Raw genomic sequence first — 14,142 nt, 5'->3', positions numbered from 1 at the left:
AAATTAATCAATAATTTATCATTTTGTTCCTTTTATAAAAAAATACAAGTAACAATAAATTTTTTATTCAAAACTACATTTTTTAGCAAAAAATATTATTACATCACTCAAAAATAATTCTTTTTAATAACTTTTAAAATATAAATATCTAACCTTAGAAGAATTACATCTCTAAAAAATATACAAAATAAGCTAATAAGAGTTTATTTTTCTTTCCATTTTTTATAAAAACTTATGTCATAATAGAAAAATCTTTAAATAAGCTTTTTTCACTTTTCAATTTATACGAGATCAAAATACTGAGCATTTTTGTAAATGCTAAAACCTATAAAGAATGTTATCTTATAGGATAACGAGAAAGAAAATCTATAACACCTTTTTTATAAACTTTATCGCCTACAGCAAGCATATGATCTCGACCAGGAATTGATAAAGCTTCACCACAAGGCAATAAAGCTGCTAATGGCTCTGCAGCACCGCCAATTTCATCTAATGAACCAACGGCAACAAGTGCAGGTTGCTTAATTTTGTAAACTTCAGACGCCGTTAACTCCTGTTTTGATGTGATAATACATGCAGCCAGTGCACGTCTATCGCTTTTCGTTTGATCTGCAAATTTACGGAACATTAAACCGCGCGTATTGGTAATGGTAGAAATATCTTCTGCTAAAAGGGCCTCAGCAACAGGCTCCCAATTTCCTGCTCCCGTTACCATACCAATACCTAAGCCACCAAAAATAACACTGTGTACATATGTTGGATGCAAAAGAGCCATGAAAGCACTAATACGAGCCCCCATAGAATATCCCATAACATGGGCTTTAGATAACTCTAAATGCTGTAGTAGCTTTATTGCGTCGCCGGCCATAGCTTGAGATGTATAAAAGACAGGATCATAACTTTTAACTGAATCTCCATGACCGCGATTATCAAGAGCAATAACACGATATCCTGCTTCAGTAAGAACACGAAACCAACCCGTTGCATACCAATTCACCCGTGCAGAAGATCCAAAACCATGGATCAACAAAACAGGCGCGCCCTGCCCTTCTTCTCGATAAGCAAATCGCAAACCATCATATTCAAAAAAACGAATATCTTCAGCGGTCATTTTTTATTGCACTTTCCACAAAGTACAGGATGAATAACACGTTGCCCTTTTTGTATCTTTTTTTTAAAAACTTCACCAGCGTTAATCTCAAGTGCAAAAGCTGCAGGAACTTTTGATGAAATGGTATTTCTAGAAAATGGAGAAGTATTTTCAATAATTGATACAATAATTCCTTCAGAGTTTAAGAAAATCATATCTAAAGGTAAAGGCGTATTTGCCATCCACATAAAAATTTTCTGCTCATCTCCCGATTGAAAACTTTTTAGCTGCTTAAAGAGCATTGCACGATCGCGTGGAAAATCAGTCCGATACATTAAACCAGCTGCTGCTTGAGATGGCGTAAAAGCAATCTCTACCTTATAAAAAACTGTACCTTCCTTTGTATGTATTTCTAAAGGAATCGGATGAACAGGAATCTCTATGGGCTTTTTTGCTACAACAACACGCATTTCTAACATAAAAAGCATCACCAATAAAATAATATGCCCCTTTTTAAAAGGCTTTAACATTCTTGTCTCCACTACAGAAAAATTTTAAATTTTGTTTCTAAAATAAAAAGCACCAGAGTTTAAAAGTCAAAAACAAGAGGATTGCTTCCTTGTTGTTTTCTAATTTCTTCCAACGCAATATGCGCAATTTTTTCCATTTGGTTTATCGATTCACTAGAGCCATATTTTCTTTAAAAATCTACCTCTATAGCAATTTATGGAATAACTACTTTAAAAAAAATAGAAAATATACTGATTTCACTCGTGAAATTCAATGCGTAGCTAAAGGAATGCCTATATCCGGATAAATCTCTGCTGTCATTAAACCTTTTTCTCCTTTACCAAAACGTACAAGAACAACTTGTCCGGAACGAAGCTCTGCTAAACCAAAACGGCGCAATGTTTCCATATGAATAAAAATATCTTCTGTTCCTTGCCCACGGCTAAGAAAACCGTATCCTTTGTCACGATTAAACCATTTAACAATTGCACGTTCTAGTCCACTTTCTGGAGTAACAACAACATGGGTACGGGCTGGAACTTCTGATGGATGAATTGCTGAAGAACAATCTATGGATTTCACCTGAACGCACTTTAACCCTCGTTCAGTTTTTTCCACAGCACAAATAACTTTAGCTCCCTCCAAAGCTGTTTGAAAACCATCCCTTCGCATTACCGTAACATGCAATAATATATCGGGGAAATGAGGTAAATCAGGTACAATAAATCCATACCCCTTACTACCATCAAACCACTTAATGACACCACTGATTTCGATAATCTCCCCACAAGCACCTATACTATCTTCAGATAGGGGACAATCCTTTAATGCATCCTTACTCGTCATAATAACGTGATCCTGTAGCTTATAAATTGTACGATATTGATTCTCTATGTTTAAGTAAACATTGCTCTTGTATCAACACGCAAGCCCCAAGATAAGATTTCCCCATATTGTCGTATCTTCTATGTTGATGTCAGAGAATATCAACATGAATATTTATAAAATTATTTGATTGTACGCTTTACATATCTTACAAGGAGTGGCCTACAAAAGAGGTTATATAAAAGGTTTTTTACATAATGATATTTTCGTAAATGTGTAACTTGCATGATGAAGAAGTTCAATATAAGGTGCAAAAATGACAATTCAATTAAGGAAAATGCGCAATGCAATTGAAGAAAATCCTTACGACAATCACAGCATTCATAGCATTTACAGCAAATGTTTATGCAAGTGAACCCATCAAAATTGGTGTTTATCTTCCATTAAGTGGTCAAAATGCATTTGGAGGTCAGCTTGAAATTAGAGGTATAGAATTAGCCCATAAAAAAATCCCAGAAATTTTAGGACGTAAAGTGGACCTTGTTATTATTGATAATAAGTCTGATAAAGTAGAAGCGGCTAATGCTGTTATGCGTTTAACAGCAAGTGAAAACGTGAGTGGAATCATTGGTAGCTATGGTTCCTCGCTTTCGTTGGCAGGTGGTGAAATATCTGAAAAAGCAAAGACTCCAACCATTGCAACTTCCTCAACGAGTCCTCTTGTTACACAGGGTAAAAAATATTATTTTCGCGCTTGTTTTATTGATTCCTATCAAGGGGTAGGAATCGCGACTTATGTAAGTCAAACTTTACACGCAAAAAAAGCAGCTATCCTCAAAGATATTTCAAACGATTATGCCATTGGTCTTGCAAGCTATTTTATGCGTGCTTTCAAAAAATTAGGTGGTGAAGTTGTCTCAAATTTAAACTATAATTCCGGAGAGCAGGATTTTTCAGCTGTTCTTACGCAAATTATCGCACAAAAACCTGATATCTTATTCATTCCATCTTACTTTTCTGAGGGTGCTATCATTATGAAACAAGCACGAGAATTAGGAGCAAAGTTTCAAATTATGGGTGGAGATGCTATGGATAATCCAGAAACCATTACGATTGCAGGAAAAGCTGCAGAAGGTTTCTTACATACAACACTTCCCTATAGTGAGGATATGCCAAATATGTCAGTAGCTGCACAAGAATTCACAGAAGAATGGAAAAAAGCTTATCCTGACAAAGAGCCGAATATCAATTCTGTTTTGGGATATACGAGTTATATGATGTTCATGAAGGCTATTCAAAATGCTGGTAGCACTGATCGTGAAAAAATTACTATTGCTCTTAGCAAATTAAAAGATTTTCAAACCCCCTTCGGTGATATGTCAATGGATGAAAATCATAACCCTAAAATTCCTATTGGTATCATTAAAATACAGGATGGAAAACGTGTTTATTTAGAAGAAGTTAAGCCTGCTTTTTAATTAAAAAGTTTTACTTATTAAAATGCAAGAATTGATTGAGGATTTTTTTCTAAACCAACAACTTAGAAATTTCTTGTTATCCTATGTAAATTAACAAATGTGGAAGGATGAGAGATGAGCACTGAAATGTTCATCCAGTATTTTTTTAATGCACTGGCATTGGGATCTCTTTATGGGCTTATCGCTATTGGTTACACCATGGTCTACGGTATACTGAGACTCATTAATTTTGCTCACGGTGATATCTTTATGCTGGGAGCATATTTTGTTTTCTTTTCCACAATTAGCTTTATGCCTGCTTGGACAGCACTTCTTCTTTTGTTTTTCGCGGCTCTTATTTATTATTCGGTCTTTGTAGGATTTAAAAGACGCCCTTCAATTTATTGGATTGCTGTTTTTTTAATTCTTGCGTTAATTTTTGTTTATTATTTTAAAATTTCTCCACAAGATTTTACCCCAATTTGGGTTTTAGCTCTTTGTTTTTCCATTTTTATTACAAGTGCAGTGGGTATTATTGTTGATCAACTTGCCTATAAACCTCTACGCCATGCTCCACGTATCTCGGCACTTATCGGTGCAATTGGTGTTTCTTTTTTTATTGAAAATCTTTCTACTGTACTCTTTAGTGGTGTTCCGAAAGGTGTAAAACAACCAGATTTTCTTGTAACACCATTTCTATGGCATTTAGGATCAGAGGCAGATGGTATCATTAGAATTGCTCCCATGTCTCTGATCGTTCCGGTTGTGTCATTGATTCTTATTGTTTTACTGTTATGGATTATCCATAAAACAAAACCGGGTCTTGCTATGCGTGCAATCTCCCATGATATTGAAACAACGCGTTTGATGGGGGTGTCTGTCAATAAAGTTATTGCATTTACATTTGGAATAGGCTCAGCTCTTGCAGCTATAGCAGGTATTATGTGGTCTTTACGTTATCCTCAAATTCAGCCTTATATGGGCGTTCTTCCTGGTCTCAAAGCATTTATCGCTGCTGTTATCGGAGGTATTGGTTCGATACCAGGAGCAATGTTGGGAGGATTGTTATTAGGGTTTATTGAAATTATGATTATCGCATTTTTACCTGCGCTATCTGGATATCGAGATGCCTTCGCTTTCATTTTATTGATTCTGATTTTATTGATATTGCCCACAGGGTTAATGGGTAAAAAAAGTCAGGAGAAAATCTAATGGCAAAGTCAGTGACAACTGTTTTATCGTGTATAAGTGTTTTAGTTCTCATAGTTTTTTTATTTTATGCTGATAGCCATTTTAATGACTATACGCTTCGTATCATAAATCTGATTGCTATTAATGCGATATTGGCAATTTCGCTTAATTTGATTTACGGTTTCACAGGTATGTTTTCTCTTGGACATGCTGGATTTATGGCTATTGGTGCTTATGTCTGCGCAATTTTACTTCTTTCCCCTGAACAAAAAGAAATGATGTGGATTCTGGAGCCTATCGCTGAACCATTATATCATCTACAATTACCTTTTTTTGTCGCTGTTGTTATAAGTGGTATATGTGCTGCAGTTGTAGGTTTATTGATTGCTTTGCCAATATTGCGTCTTGGTGGTGATTATCTTGGAATTGCAACATTGGGTTTTGCAGAAATTATTCGCATTGTCATTACGAACGCAACATCGCTTACAAATGGCTCTTTAGGAATCAAGGGAATACCTCAAAATGCAACATTATGGTGGAACTATGGTTGGTTAGCATTTACAGTTCTCTTTATTGTCCTTTTACTGCAAAGCAATACTGGTAACGTATTACGTGCCATTCGTGATGATGAAATTGCTGCGAAAACTATGGGAATTAACGCTTTTTTCTACCGTAGTTTTTCTTTTACTGTTGGAGCGTTTTTTGCAGGTATAGGTGGAGCATTAATGGCTGCTCTTATTTCAACCATTGATCCCAAAATGTTTAATTTTCTTCTAACTTTTAATATTTTGATGATTGTAGTTGCTGGTGGTCTCGGTTCAATTACAGGAAGTATTATTGGCAGCATTATTATTACAGTTATGCTTGAATGGCTTCGTATTATTGAAAGTCCATTTGACTTAGGTTTTATACATATTCCAGAAACACCAGGACTTCGCATGGTTGTTTTTTCTCTTTTATTGCTAGTAATTATCTTGTTTTGGAGAAAAGGGTTGATGGGACAACGAGAATTCTCATGGAATGGAATTTATAGCTTTTTGACACGCAAAAAGCTTCCTAATACTGAGGGAAGGCTATGAAAGACACTATCCTTTCACTCAATAATATTGTAATGCGTTTTGGCGGATTAGTTGCTGTAAATAATGTTAATATGGCAATTAAACGAGGAAGTATTACTGGATTAATTGGTCCCAATGGTGCTGGAAAAACAACAGTTTTCAATATGATTTCTGGATTTTATGCTCCTACAAGCGGTATCATTCTTTTTGATGAGCAAAAAATTTCTGGAGCGTCTCCTTACATTATCTGTAGACGCCATATTGCCAGAACATTTCAAAATATTCGTCTTTTCTCAGGATTAACGGTTTTGCAGAATGTTATGGTAGGAGCGCACGTTCGACAAAAATATCCTTGGTTTTCTTCAGCTCTATTTTTTTCAAAAGCAATGAAAGAAAAGAAGGAAGTTTATAAAAATTCCTTGGAGCTCCTTGAACAGCTACAACTTGATCACCTTGCTAATCAATCGGCAACAGCTTTACCTTATGGTGTGCAACGACGTCTAGAAATTGCACGCGCGTTAGCCACAAAGCCCAAATTGCTTCTTCTTGATGAACCTGTTGCTGGCATGAATCCACAAGAAAGTGAAGATCTTAAAAAATTCATAGCAAAAGTGCAAAAAGACTTTGATCTTACAATTCTTCTTATTGAGCACGATATGAAAGTAGTTATGGAGCTTTGCCAACATATTTTGGTTATGGAATATGGCTGTTGCATTGCCAATGGTACACCAGATGAAATTCGTAATAACCCTAAAGTTATTGAAGCTTATCTTGGCGGAGATGTTTATGGATATTCTTAAAATAAAAAATCTTTACGTTCATTATGGCGCCATTAAAGCTGTCCAAAATCTTTCTATGTCTATAAAAAAGGGAAGTATTGTTACTTTAATTGGAGCCAATGGTGCAGGAAAAAGCAGTATTGTACGTTCTATTACAGGACTTAATCGCTCTGTTTATGGAAAAATTACCTATAATGGCGAATCTATTATTAAAAAATCACCAGAAGAGATTTTGCGATTAGGTATTGCTCTAAGTCCTGAAGGGCGACGTATCATGCCTCATCTCACTGTTTTAGAGAATCTTCATCTAGGCGCTTATATCCGTCGTGATAAGCAAGGAATTTCCCGTGATATTGAATGGATTTTTGATCTTTTTCCGCGCCTACGTGAAAGAGCAAAACAGTTGGGAGGAACAATGTCAGGTGGTGAACAACAGATGGTTGCCGTGGGCCGTGCACTCATGAGCAATCCTGATATGGTCATATTAGATGAACCCTCATTGGGGTTAGCTCCACTTCTCGTTCGAGAAATTTTTTCGATTATTCGAAAAATTAATGATATGGGAAAAACTGTCCTTCTTATTGAACAAAATGCGTTTGCTGCGCTTTCCATAGCTGACTATGCTTATATTTTAGAAGTAGGACATATTTTATTTCACGGTGAAGGAAAAACTATGCTCTCTGATTCGCGTGTTAAAGAAGCCTATCTTGGTGGATAAAGACTACGAATTAAGGAAATAGAACTCTTCCATCAACCTTTTAAAAAAGCATTTCTCATCCTTAATGAGAAATGCTTTTTTGTGAAGCTTGACTATTACATCCACCATTTTTCTACACTGAATATCCCTGCTTCTTTTTCAATAATGTGCGCTATCTGAAAAATGATTTCTTCAGCAAAAGGTTTACCAATCAATTGCAATCCTAAAGGTAAACCATTTGATGACAGACCTGCAGGAACAGAGATTCCTGGTAAACCAGCCATATTAACTGGTACCGTAAAAATATCATTAAGATACATAGCTATAGCATCATTTTTTATTTTTTCATCAGCAATACCAAAGGCAGGTGTTAGTGTTGCTGGTGTTAGAATAGCATCAATGCCTGAAGCAAAACATTGATCAAAATCACGTTTTACGAGTGTTCTTACTTTTTGAGCTCTTAGATAACAGGCATCATAATAACCAGATGAAAGAACATAAGTCCCAACCAAAATACGTCGCTTGACTTCATCACCAAAACCAACAGAGCGCGTATTTTCATACATCTCAATGATGTCTTTTCCAGGCACGCGCAGACCAAAACGCACACCATCATAACGGGCTAAATTAGAAGAAGCTTCTGCAGGAGCTATAATATAATAAGAAGGTAGAGCATATTTTGTATGGGGCAAAGAAATATTCTTAATCTCAGTTCCTGCTTCTTTTAACCAACTTATGCCTTTTTGCCAAAGCTCAATAATTTCTGGAGACATTCCATCCATATGATATTCTTTTGGAATACCAACTTTCATTCCTTTAATTGATTGACCAAGATAACTTTCATAATCAGGAACTGGTAAATTCACGGAAGTAGAATCTTTTTCATCGAAAGAGGCCATTGATCTTAGTAAGATAGCACAATCACGAACATCTCTAGCAACAGGTCCAGCTTGATCAAGGGATGAAGCAAATGCAACAATGCCCCACCGTGAACAACGTCCATAAGTTGGCTTTATTCCTACAGTTCCAGTAAAAGCTGCTGGTTGACGTATTGAGCCACCTGTATCGGTTGCAGTTGCACCAGCACAAATTTGTGCTGCAACAGCGGCAGCAGATCCTCCCGAAGAACCACCGGGTACAAGTCTTTCATTCGAGCCTTTTTTTCTCCATGGATTAATAACGGGACCATAATATGATGTTTCGTTGGATGAGCCCATAGCAAACTCATCCATATTAAGTTTTCCTAACATCACAGCACCGTCTTGCCATAAATTAGCCGTGACAGTTGATTCATAGTGCGGTTTAAAACCATCAAGGATATTTGAACAAGCTTGAGTATGAACACCATAGGTTGCAAAAAGATCTTTAATCCCCAAGGGGATTCCTTCTAAAAGCCTTCCCTGCTCTCTCGCTAAGCGACTATCTGATTCAGCAGCCATTTTCATTGCTTGTTCTGCTGTTATTGTTACATAAGCATTCAAAATTGGATTAGCTGATTCTATTGCTTGTAAATAAGCTTCCGTTAATTCTGTTGCTTTGAGATTTTTCTTTGTTAGAGCATCACGAGCTTGCGCAATTGTGAGGGTTGTTAAATCAGTCATATTGGTTCTCAAATTTCAAAAATATAAAAAGTTATTCAACAATTTTTGAGACAAGAAAAAAATTTTCTTCTGTAACAGGGGCATTAGCTACAATATCTGCTGCTTTATCGCCATCTGTAACACTATCTTCACGCATTCGTAGAGTCATCGGCATCACAGATGTTAATGGCTCAACTCCACTGACATCAACTTCATTCAATTGCTCTACAAAACCTAAAATAGCATTGAATTTTTTTGTCACAGGTTCTATCTCATCATCGTGGATAGCAATCCGCGCTAAATGTGCGATCCGCTTGACGGTCTCTTGATCAATAGACATACTATTTACGCCTTTCTGTTTTTATTAATCTCTATTCTGGCTATACAAGGCTGAGCTTGCAAGCGCAAGAATATTAGATAACATGAATGAAGAATATAACCATTAGATCTGAAACATTAAAAAACGCATTATACCCTTATGACCGTTATTAATATAAACGAAGTTATGACACATCTTTTGCCTGGACAAACAATAGCAGGCTTAGATTTAGGAACAAAAACTATCGGAATTGCGATTTCTGATATGGGGCTGACTGTCTCAAATCCGCGTCCTGTACTACAGCGAAAAAAATTTACAGAAGATGCTTACACACTTATTAAAATTTTTGACTGTGAAAATGTAGGCGTTATTATCGTTGGCTTACCCCTTAACATGAATGGAAGCAGCGGCTCTCGTGTTCAAGCAACTAGAGCTTTTGTGAGCAATATGAAAGCTTATACAAAAATTCCATTTGTTTTTTGGGACGAACGTTTATCAACAATTGCTGCAGAACGTTCTCTTCTAGCAATGAATGTATCGCGCGCTAAAAGAGCAAGCCGAATTGATTCGGCCGCCGCCGCTTTTATATTGCAAGGTGCTCTCAATAGAATTCAAAACTTTCATCATATGGAAGGATAGAGGACATTGAGCAAATGCCCTGCATTATATCGTGCAATGAGCATTCCGTAGGAAGATCTCCATTGTCCCCCAAGGCGGCTTTCCATATAGGCATTTGCAACATGTTCTATGTCTGTAGAACGTAATGCTGCTGCTGCTGCTGCATAGGCTACCTGTTCAACAAAAAACCTTCCTGAACCTTCATTCGCTGATGCCATATCACCTGCTGACTTAATAATTTCAATTGCTCGTGGTCCCGCTGGTCCAATATCAAGAGCAATTTTTTCTAACAATTTCTGAAATAATCCCGGTGCTTTTTCAGCAATAAGAATGGCATCCTTTACCAGTTGATTAGCAGAACTATTTCTTACAATTCGCGCAGGCCCATTATGCAACATTTGTGATAATGGATTATTCTCTATAAAACTTTCAATACCAAGTTGTGCAATAATCTCGCCAATAATAGGCACAACCAATTGACTTACGTGATAAGCAATAATAGGTGTCATAATGCGAGCAAAAGCTGCTTCAGAACGGTCGTTTGCTGCATTGTCAAATGCTCTCGCTAAACGCAAAACCAATGCTTGTGAAGCAGCTATATCTAATGCAATATCTGCAAAAATACGTTCTGTCAGTGGTGGTAAAGGCTGATTAGGCATTTTTTTCCGGAAAAAATCTATGCCAAATTGAAGAGCTGCTCGCAAAACACCTGCCGATATAACCGATTGATCAAAACGCATCATCGTCTCGATATCTTTAATAACTTTAAGCCCTTCTCCAGCATTTCCCAAAAGCCAGCCATAACTGCCTTGGAAATCAACAACCCCCTCTGGTGTTAAAAGTTCTCCAGAACGCTGAATTAAATGACGAATCGATATAAATCCATTTAATGCTCCATTTTCTTGTATGCGTGGAATAAAAAAACAACTTAAATGACCATTTAAATCTGCACTAACAAGATATCCGTCAGCGGTAGGATTAATAACATTGGTTTTTACAACATTTAAACGATATAGATCACGTTCCATACTTTCATCGAAAGAAATTTTCTTAACACTTGGAAAATTGAAAGCATATTTTTCAATATCATCAAATGCACAAGTTAGAGAAGCAGCCTTTTTATGATGAATAGACTTTGAAGAAGAATCATATTGACGTGATAAAAGTACATTTTGCCATTTTTTGAAGAGCTCAATATCACTAATTAAAACAGCAATAGCTGCACTCGTTATAATAACTTCATTCAAATGTCCTGTTTCTAAACCAGCAGATAAAGCTAAACGAATCGCACGCGCTTGATAACGGACTCCATTTTCTGAGCTCGTATTTTCCCAAAGCGAGGTAACCAAACCTGCTTGTCTAGAATATTGTTGAAGAGCTTGATAGGAAGAATGGATCTCTAATTTTTCCGTTGGTTGCCCCCATTCATCATTATAACATAATAAAGGTTTATAATGATTCGCTAAGCAGGAGAGTTTCCATGCTTCTCGACTCGCTGCAAAATCCCCTATTTCTTCAAAACTTGCTAACAAAAACTTAGGCAAAGTAGAGGCAATACGAAACATAAGCGTATCGCTAAGAAATGTATTTTTTCGACGATTATTTTGCGCAGATACAGCACTCATAGGTATATTCCTACATTCAAATCATTCATATCATAGACTATTTGTCTTTTTAGAGTTAAGAAACATTTATCATATTCAAACAAATGCTTGTTTAACCTGTTTAGAGAGAGATAAAGAAGAATGCTATGATTCAAGATAATTTTTTTCCACTTTTCCCTCATCAACATCTTTTAGCTATTAAAGATCTGAGTGTACAAGATCTTAATACATTGCTTGATCGTGCAGAAGCAAATGTTATCCTTTCTAACAAAATTGATAAAACAAAATCTACTTTGCATGGACGGACTCAGATTAATCTCTTTTTTGAAGCCTCTACGCGGACACAATCTTCTTTTGAATTAGCGGGTAAAAGGCTAGGTGCACACGTGATGAGTCTTGCGATTGGCAACTCATCTGTAAAAAAAGGAGAAACATTACTTGATACAGCTACAACTCTTAATGCGATGAAGCCAGATATACTAGTTTTTCGCCATAACAGTGCAGGAGCGGCAGCTTTATTAGCGCAAAAAGTTGATTGTTGTGTCATTAATGCAGGTGATGGTGCTCATGAACATCCAACCCAAGCTTTATTAGATGCTCTAACCATTAAAAGGGAAAAAGGTCGTATTGAAGGATTAACTGTTGCGATTTGTGGAGATATCTTACACTCACGTGTTGCCCGTTCCAATATCTTGAGTCTCAATGCTTTGGGTGCTCGTGTTCGTGTTGTTGCTCCTTCAACACTCTTACCTGCAGAAATTGCTCATATGAGTGTTGAGGTTTTTAACACAATGAAAGAAGGTCTTAAAAATGCTGACGTTATCATGATGTTGCGCTTACAGCATGAACGGATGACAGGCTCTTTTATTCCATCTACGCGTGAATATTTCCATTATTTTGGCTTACATAAAGAAAATTTAGCCTATGCCAAAAATGATTCCATTATTCTGCATCCTGGCCCAATAAACCGTGGTGTAGAGATTGCATCCGACATAGCAGATGGACCACAAAGTATGATTCATACACAAGTAGAGATGGGAATTGCAGTGCGTATGGCTGTCATGGAGGCTTTATTAGATTCACGCGCAAAGATCAGTGGAGAAAAAAAATGATAAAACCAATTGTTTTTCAAAATGCTCGTATTATTGATCCTTCGCGCGCAATCGATGAAATTGGTACAGTTATTGTTGAAAATGGACGGATTATAGCCGCTGGAAAAGAAGCCCTAAATCAAGGAATCCTAGAAGGAGCAGAAGTTATTAACGCACAAAACAAAGCAATTCTCCCTGGACTTGTTGATGCGCGCGTTTTTGTTGGAGAATTAGGGAATGAACACTGTGAAACAATCGCATCAACAAGTCAATCCGCAGCAGCAGGTGGTATTACTTCTTTCCTCATGATGCCAGATAAGCGTCCAATCATTGATAATGTAGCACTTGTTGAATTTATTAGGCATACAGTACAAGAAAAGTCATCGGTCAATATTTATCCCGTTGCTGCGATCACACAAGGTTTCAACGGACAAGAAATAACGGAATTTGGCTTACTAAAAGATGCAGGAGCTGTTGCCTTTTGTGACGGAAAAAAAACGCTTCAAAGTTCATCTGTTATGTGGCGTGCAATGACTTATGCGCGTGATTTCGATGTCACATTAATACACGAAACACAAGACAAAGATCTTACAGGCCAAGGTGTGATGAATGAAGGACTGCTCGCCAGTTGGCTTGGTCTTTCTGGCATCCCCCGCGAAGCAGAAGTTATCCCACTTGAAAGGGATCTGCGATTAGCAATATTAACGCAAACACGCTATCATGCAGCTCAAATATCGACAGCACTCTCTGCTGATGCACTTCGTTTCGGTAAAAAACGCAGTAAGAAAATTTCAGCGGGCGTATCTATTAATCATTTATCTTTCAATGAAAATGACATTGGTGAATATCGCACCTCTTTTCGCTTAATGCCCCCATTGCGTACAGAAGAAGACCGTATAGCAATGATTGAAGCAATAAAGGATGGGACTATAGATGTTATTGTCTCTTCTCATGATCCTCAGAGTACAGATACAAAACATTTACCATTTAATGACGCGGCAGTCGGCGCTATTGGTATGGAGACCTTATTGAGCGCAGCCTTACGCCTTTATCATGATGAAAGCCTATCTCTTCTACGGATAACTGAACTTTTGTCAACGGCACCTGCAAAGCTCTTTGGACTTAATGCAGGAACACTAAAGAAAGGTGCTCATGCAGACCTTATTGTGGTTGATCTTGAAGAACCATGGGTTGTGTCAACAGAAAAGCTCTATTCACGTTCAAAAAATACCCCTTTTGAGAATGCACGTTTTCAAGGACGCGTGCTCCAGACCTTTGTAAAAGGGAAAACCGTTTTTAAACTTGATCAACAAACTTAATGAG

At 37.0% G+C, this 14,142-nt stretch carries 14 protein-coding genes; 8 read left to right on the top strand and 6 right to left on the bottom strand.

The features are described 5' to 3' along the window. Window positions 1-337: 337 nt before the first annotated feature. From ACFIJ0_RS02320 to ACFIJ0_RS02310, 3 genes are all read right to left on the bottom strand, one after another. Window positions 338-1,111, bottom strand: coding sequence for an alpha/beta fold hydrolase (locus ACFIJ0_RS02320; RefSeq protein ID WP_375623647.1), 774 nt, complete (start codon window positions 1,109-1,111; stop codon window positions 338-340). Beyond that, entirely contained in the window at window positions 1,108-1,620 is a 513-nt protein-coding gene (locus ACFIJ0_RS02315) for a DUF192 domain-containing protein (RefSeq protein WP_375623649.1), read from the bottom strand. Before ACFIJ0_RS02315 ends, ACFIJ0_RS02320 begins: the two co-directional genes overlap by 4 nt. Window positions 1,621-1,870: 250 nt before the next feature. After that, window positions 1,871-2,446: a cold-shock protein gene (locus ACFIJ0_RS02310; RefSeq protein WP_015856414.1), complete on the bottom strand. Its 576-nt coding sequence runs from the start codon at window positions 2,444-2,446 to the stop codon at window positions 1,871-1,873. Window positions 2,447-2,769: 323 nt separating this feature from the next. On the opposite strand from ACFIJ0_RS02310, the gene ACFIJ0_RS02305 reads away from it, so the two are divergent. From ACFIJ0_RS02305 to ACFIJ0_RS02285, 5 genes are all read left to right on the top strand, one after another. After that, window positions 2,770-3,903, top strand: coding sequence for an ABC transporter substrate-binding protein (locus ACFIJ0_RS02305; RefSeq protein ID WP_375623651.1), 1,134 nt, complete (start codon window positions 2,770-2,772; stop codon window positions 3,901-3,903). A 114-nt stretch (window positions 3,904-4,017) separates the two neighbouring features. After that, window positions 4,018-5,094 (top strand): branched-chain amino acid ABC transporter permease, encoded by a 1,077-nt coding sequence (locus tag ACFIJ0_RS02300; RefSeq protein ID WP_375623653.1) that lies wholly within the window; start codon window positions 4,018-4,020, stop codon window positions 5,092-5,094. Beyond that, on the top strand, window positions 5,094-6,152 hold the full coding sequence (locus tag ACFIJ0_RS02295) for a branched-chain amino acid ABC transporter permease (protein ID WP_375644182.1): 1,059 nt from the start codon (window positions 5,094-5,096) through the stop codon (window positions 6,150-6,152). The genes ACFIJ0_RS02300 and ACFIJ0_RS02295 overlap by 1 nt, the downstream gene beginning before the upstream one ends. After that, complete coding sequence (locus ACFIJ0_RS02290; RefSeq protein ID WP_375623657.1) at window positions 6,149-6,931, top strand: ABC transporter ATP-binding protein; 783 nt, start codon at window positions 6,149-6,151, stop codon at window positions 6,929-6,931. Before ACFIJ0_RS02295 ends, ACFIJ0_RS02290 begins: the two co-directional genes overlap by 4 nt. Next, window positions 6,918-7,628 carry an ABC transporter ATP-binding protein gene (locus ACFIJ0_RS02285; protein ID WP_375623658.1) on the top strand — a complete coding sequence of 237 codons (711 nt, stop codon included), beginning with the start codon at window positions 6,918-6,920 and terminating at the stop codon, window positions 7,626-7,628. Before ACFIJ0_RS02290 ends, ACFIJ0_RS02285 begins: the two co-directional genes overlap by 14 nt. Window positions 7,629-7,723: 95 nt before the next feature. Here ACFIJ0_RS02285 and gatA read toward each other — a convergent pair whose 3' ends face one another. Together gatA and gatC are read right to left on the bottom strand one after the other, a co-directional pair. Next, on the bottom strand, window positions 7,724-9,208 hold the full coding sequence (gene gatA / locus ACFIJ0_RS02280) for an Asp-tRNA(Asn)/Glu-tRNA(Gln) amidotransferase subunit GatA (protein WP_375623660.1): 1,485 nt from the start codon (window positions 9,206-9,208) through the stop codon (window positions 7,724-7,726). Between the two features lie 31 nt (window positions 9,209-9,239). After that, the gene (gene gatC / locus ACFIJ0_RS02275; protein ID WP_375623662.1) at window positions 9,240-9,527 is read right to left on the bottom strand and encodes an Asp-tRNA(Asn)/Glu-tRNA(Gln) amidotransferase subunit GatC; all 288 of its coding nucleotides are present in this window, start codon (window positions 9,525-9,527) and stop codon (window positions 9,240-9,242) included. A 138-nt stretch (window positions 9,528-9,665) separates the two neighbouring features. On the opposite strand from gatC, the gene ruvX reads away from it, so the two are divergent. Beyond that, window positions 9,666-10,145, top strand: coding sequence for a Holliday junction resolvase RuvX (ruvX, locus tag ACFIJ0_RS02270; protein WP_375623664.1), 480 nt, complete (start codon window positions 9,666-9,668; stop codon window positions 10,143-10,145). On the opposite strand, the gene ACFIJ0_RS02265 is transcribed toward ruvX, so the two are convergent. Next, on the bottom strand, window positions 10,130-11,749 hold the full coding sequence (locus ACFIJ0_RS02265) for an acyl-CoA dehydrogenase family protein (RefSeq protein ID WP_375623666.1): 1,620 nt from the start codon (window positions 11,747-11,749) through the stop codon (window positions 10,130-10,132). The genes ruvX and ACFIJ0_RS02265 overlap by 16 nt on opposite strands. Window positions 11,750-11,874: 125 nt before the next feature. Here ACFIJ0_RS02265 and ACFIJ0_RS02260 point away from each other — a divergent pair, with 125 nt between their 5' ends. Together ACFIJ0_RS02260 and ACFIJ0_RS02255 are read left to right on the top strand one after the other, a co-directional pair. Further along, window positions 11,875-12,840, top strand: a complete 966-nt coding sequence (locus ACFIJ0_RS02260) for an aspartate carbamoyltransferase catalytic subunit (protein WP_375644180.1) — start codon at window positions 11,875-11,877, stop codon at window positions 12,838-12,840. Then, window positions 12,837-14,138 (top strand): dihydroorotase, encoded by a 1,302-nt coding sequence (locus ACFIJ0_RS02255; RefSeq protein ID WP_375623670.1) that lies wholly within the window; start codon window positions 12,837-12,839, stop codon window positions 14,136-14,138. The genes ACFIJ0_RS02260 and ACFIJ0_RS02255 overlap by 4 nt, the downstream gene beginning before the upstream one ends. Window positions 14,139-14,142: the final 4 nt, after the last annotated feature.

Source organism: Bartonella sp. OC68QHHN, assembly GCF_042193875.1.
Lineage (GTDB): Bacteria > Pseudomonadota > Alphaproteobacteria > Rhizobiales > Rhizobiaceae > Bartonella > Bartonella grahamii_A.
Note: the sequence above shows the minus strand (reverse complement) of the source record. Positions and strands in the feature narration are given on the sequence as shown.